Genomic DNA, 3588 nt, shown 5'->3' with positions numbered 1-3588 from the left:
GCCGTACGACCAAGTCGACGGATTCTGGTTGTGTGGCCCCTTCGGGATGGTCAACGACGCCCAGGAAGTGCTGGCCGGCTTGGGAATTGCCAAGGATCGCATCCATCACGAGCTGTTCTACGTCGACGACGTCGCTCCGCCGGTCGCAGTGCATCGTGAGCGCGGAATTGTCGGACCGAGCAGCCAGGTGACTATTACTCTCGACGGTCGATCGACCACCGCGACGTTGCCACGCGACCAGTCGATTCTCGATGCGGCCGAACAGTACCGCTCGGATCTGCCCTTCGCGTGCAAGGGCGGAGTGTGCGGAACCTGCCGCGCCAAGGTCACCTGCGGTGATATCGAGATGCGCAGGAACTACGCCCTCGAAGACTACGAAGTCGACGCGGGTTTCGTGCTGACCTGCCAGACCTTTCCTGTCGGTGAACAGATAACAGTCGATTTCGACGCCTGACCGCCCGCACAGCGCCCTCACTGAGCCCACCGGAGACAATCATGACCGAACTCGCCACAGCTACTTCGCAAGAAATCGAATTTGCCAGCCGGGACCGCATTTCGACGCTCCAACTCGAGCGGATGCAATGGTCACTGATGCACGCGTACACCAATGTTCCGCACTACCGCAAAGCTTTCGACGACGCCGGCGTCCACCCGAGCGACTTGAAGGATCTGAGCGATCTCGCGAAGTTCCCCTTCACCACCAAAGCGGATCTGCGTGAGAACTATCCGTTCAAGATGTTTGCGGTGCCCCAGGACAAGGTCTCGCGAATTCACGCGTCTTCGGGGACCACCGGTCGCCCGACGGTGGTGGGGTACACGAGCAACGACCTGAACAACTGGGCCGATCTCATCGCGCGCAGTCTCTCGGCCGGCGGGGTGCGGTCTTCGGACAAGGTGCACGTGGCTTACGGGTACGGTCTGTTCACCGGCGGGTTGGGAGCACACTACGGTGCGGAGCGTTTGGGCTGCACGGTCATTCCCATGTCCGGTGGCATGACCGAGCGGCAGATCCAACTGATCGAGGACTTCGAACCCGACGCGATCATGGTGACGCCGTCGTACATGTTGACCATCGTGGATGCGATGATCAAGAAGGGTATTGATCCTTCGAAAACCTCGCTGCGGGTTGGAGTTTTCGGAGCGGAGCCGTGGACCGAACAGATGCGTACCGAGCTGGAACAACAACTCGACATGCACGCCGTCGACATCTACGGGCTCTCCGAGATCATGGGCCCGGGCGTGGCAATGGAATGTGTGGAAACCAAAGACGGACTCCATATCTGGGAAGACCACTTCTACCCGGAGATCATCGACCCGGTCACGGGTGAGGTGCTGCCGGACGGAGAGGAAGGTGAGCTCGTTTTCACCTCGCTCACCAAGGAAGCGCTGCCTATCATTCGCTACCGGACCAGGGACCTGACCCGTCTGTTGCCCGGGACGGCGCGCTCGATGCGACGGATGCAGAAGGTCACCGGCCGGACCGACGACATGATCATCCTGCGTGGAGTCAATCTGTTCCCCACACAGATCGAAGAACTGATCCTGACCGTCCCCGCCCTCGCGCCTCAATTCCAGTGTGTGCTGGAGCGTCCGGGTCGTATGGACACCCTGACAGTGCGCGTCGAGGCTCGCCCCGACGCGGCAATTTCGGACCATGCGGCAGCGTCGTCTGCATTGCAGAAGCTGGTGAAGAACAAGATCGGTGTCACGGTCGAGGTAAACGTTCTCGAACCCGGCGGACTCGAACGCTCGATCGGCAAAGCGCGTCGTCTGATCGACCAACGTCCGAAGGACTGAAACTACTCCAGGGCCATGCGGGTGGCGAAGATTCCGAGAATGCCACCAGCAAGCCACTTCTGAGCCCGCATCCATACCGGACGTGCCACGAGGAAGGTCGACACGGCCGCCGCACAGCACACGATCAACGCGTTGACAGTGACTGCGACCAGGATCTGCACGCCGCCGAGTACGAGTGCCTGTTGCCAGACCGGGCCCGCAGTGGGATCGACGAACTGGGGGATCAGGGCCGCGTACATCAGCGCAATCTTGGGATTGAGCAGATTGGTGGTCAACCCCATCCCGAACAGACGGCCGCTACCGTGGCGGTCGACTTCGCCCACCTCGAAGGCGGACTTCCCACCTGGTCGAAGGGTCGACCAGGCGAGATAGGCCAGATACAGGGCGCCGCCGATTTTCACCGCGGTGAACACCGTGGGTACGGCGAAGAGAACCGCTGTCAGTCCAGCGCACGTGGCGGCGAGGTAGACCAGGAAACCGGTTGCGACTCCGCCGAGTGAGATCAAGCCTGCCCGACGGCCCTGGCTGATGCTGCGCGATACCAGGTAGATCATGTTGGGGCCCGGTGTCAGAACCATCGCCAGGGCTATCAGCGCGACTCCCGTCATCGACGCTGACGTGATCATGTCGGTCTCCCACTACTCGATCTGGACGTTCCGTCGAGTACACAAGGGATTACCGTGGCGCGCCAAGGTCCAGTTCGCAGGCAGTGGTCCGCTCAGGTGTTGGCCCAGCTGTCGGGCCCGAATACCTCGTAGTGGATATTCTGCGCCGGGACGTCCCGTTCGAGCAACGATGCGCGCATCGCCAACATGAACGGCATCGGCCCGCAGAGGAAGGCTTGGGTATCGGGCTCCACTGCAATGTCTTGCAAATCCGCCCGTCCTTCGTGAACCGATCCGAACGCCACGTGCGTGCCGAGATCCTCGTACCAACGATGCAAAGTTGCGGCGGGAATCTTGTCGACGAGTGTGCTGAGTTCCGCGCGGTGAGCATGGTCCGCGATGGATCGATCAGCATGAATGACAGAGACCGAACGCTCGGCGCCTGTGTCCACGAGATGATTGAGCATCCCGATCATCGGTGTGCAACCGATTCCGGCCGACGCGAGTAGGAGAGGTGAGTTGTCATCCGGCATGGTGAGATCACCGAAAGGCGTGGTGACGGAGAGTTCCTGCCCTTCGAATACGTTGTTGTAGAGGAAGTTCGACACTTCGCCATCAGGAGTACCGGAGATTCGCTTGACGCTGATCCGCCAGTCTGCGCTGCTCGGTATCGAACACAGGCTGTATTGGCGGATCTGGCGAGCGCCGTCGGGCAGCGTAACCCCGACCGAAAGATACTGTCCGGGTGCGAAGGTGGGGAGTGCACTGCCGTCGAGCGAAGTGAGCGTCAGTGAGACCGTGTCGGCGGACTGAAGAACTCGTTCGCTGATCCTGACCGTGCGCCAGACGTCACCGGCGTCGACGCCGGCGAGTTGGTAGAGGCCACGCTCCATCGTGATGAGGGTTTCCGCCATCAGCCAGTAGACCTCGTCCCAGGCTGCTGCGACGTCGGGAGTGACTGCATCGCCTAGTATTTCGACGATCGCGGCAAAGAGGTGTTCGTGCACGATTGCGTACTGGTCGGGCGTGATTCCCAGCGACGCATGCTTGTGGGCGATACGTGAGAGTATGAGATCGACCTTGGCGCTGTCCGGCTCGAGCTGAAGCGTCGCGAATGCCGCGATGGCGCCGGCGAGAGCCTTCTGCTGTTCGCCCTGTTTCTGATTGCCGCGATTGAACAAATCAC

Annotated in this window: 4 protein-coding genes; 2 read left to right on the top strand and 2 right to left on the bottom strand. The window is 61.0% G+C overall.

The genetic code is table 11. The features are described from left to right. Both ABX74_RS12310 and paaK read left to right on the top strand, forming a co-directional pair. Window positions 1–454 (top strand): 2Fe-2S iron-sulfur cluster-binding protein (locus ABX74_RS12310; protein WP_047888937.1); only part of this gene is annotated, 454 nt, incomplete at its 5' end. Between the two features lie 41 nt (window positions 455–495). After that, window positions 496–1797: a phenylacetate--CoA ligase PaaK gene (gene paaK / locus ABX74_RS12305; RefSeq protein WP_019745754.1), complete on the top strand. Its 1302-nt coding sequence runs from the start codon at window positions 496–498 to the stop codon at window positions 1795–1797. 2 nt (window positions 1798–1799) lie between these two features. On the opposite strand, the gene ABX74_RS12300 is transcribed toward paaK, so the two are convergent. Further along, window positions 1800–2423 (bottom strand): LysE family translocator, encoded by a 624-nt coding sequence (locus tag ABX74_RS12300; RefSeq protein WP_019745753.1) that lies wholly within the window; start codon window positions 2421–2423, stop codon window positions 1800–1802. A gap of 92 nt (window positions 2424–2515) precedes the next feature. After that, window positions 2516–3588 (bottom strand): globin domain-containing protein (locus tag ABX74_RS12295; protein ID WP_047888936.1); only part of this gene is annotated, 1073 nt, incomplete at its 5' end.

Origin of the sequence: Rhodococcus sp. ARP2 (assembly GCF_001029585.1) — a bacterium.
Classification (GTDB): domain Bacteria; phylum Actinomycetota; class Actinomycetes; order Mycobacteriales; family Mycobacteriaceae; genus Rhodococcus_F; species Rhodococcus_F erythropolis.
This window is presented reverse-complemented; position numbering and strand designations above follow the sequence as displayed.

Bases quoted from the DNA above. Each gene is read 5' to 3' on its own strand.
- paaK (WP_019745754.1), top strand. From the start codon at position 496: ATGACCGAACTCGCCACAGCTACTTCGCAAGAAATCGAATTTGCCAGC.
- ABX74_RS12300 (WP_019745753.1), bottom strand. From the start codon at position 2,423: ATGATCACGTCAGCGTCGATGACGGGAGTCGCGCTGATAGCCCTGGCG.